This window comes from Kineococcus glutinatus (assembly GCF_039542765.1).
In the GTDB taxonomy this organism is placed as follows: Bacteria; Actinomycetota; Actinomycetes; order Actinomycetales; family Kineococcaceae; genus Kineococcus_A; species Kineococcus_A glutinatus.
Genome location: NZ_BAABIL010000482.1, coordinates 1 through 666, shown reverse-complemented (window position 1 = coordinate 666; position 666 = coordinate 1). Strand labels below are relative to the sequence as shown.

General features: G+C 80.3%; 1 protein-coding gene. It reads left to right on the top strand.

Annotation, left to right across the window (positions count from 1 at the left end; translation table 11 throughout):
- Positions 1-95: 95 nt before the first annotated feature.
- The coding region (locus ABEB16_RS16650) for a thiamine-phosphate kinase (RefSeq protein WP_345713343.1) at positions 96-666 on the top strand (571 nt) is incomplete at its 3' end.

Sequence of the window (666 nt, the reverse complement as noted above, 5' to 3'; positions counted from 1 at the left end):
TGCGGTGGTGAGGGCCGCCGGTCCACGTCGCTCCTCCTCGCTCGCCACCCCGGGCCGGCCCGGGGCCGGCCGCAGGTCCTCACTAGTCTGCCGGAGTGCCCCCCGAGCCCGGCCCGCCAGGCGCTGCTCCCGCCGGTCCCGTCGTCGGGGAGCTCACCGAGGAACAGCTCATCGCGGCCTTCGCGCCGCTGCTGCCCACCGCGGCGAGCACCCTGCTCGGCCCCGGCGACGACGCCGCGCTGGTCAGCGCCCCCGACGCCCGGGTCGTGGCCACCACCGACATGCTCGTCGAGGGCCGCGACTTCCGCCGCGACTGGTCCGGCGGCGCCGACGTGGGCTGGAAGGCCGCGGCGCAGAACCTCGCCGACGTGGCGGCGATGGGGGCGGCGCCCACCGCGCTGCTCGTCGCGCTCGGCCTGCCCCGCGACGTGCCGCTCGCGTGGGTCCTGGACCTCGCGCGCGGCCTGGCCGCCGGCTGTGCGGGCAGCGGTGCGGCCGTCGTGGGGGGCGACCTGTCCGGTGCCGGCGAGGTCGTGGTCGCCGTGACCGCCCTGGGCGACCTGCGGGGCCGCGCACCGGTGCTGCGCTCGGGGGCCCGGCCCGGCCACGTCGTCGCCGTCGCCGGGCGGCTGGGTCGCTCGGCGGCCGGGCTGGCGCTGCTGCGGG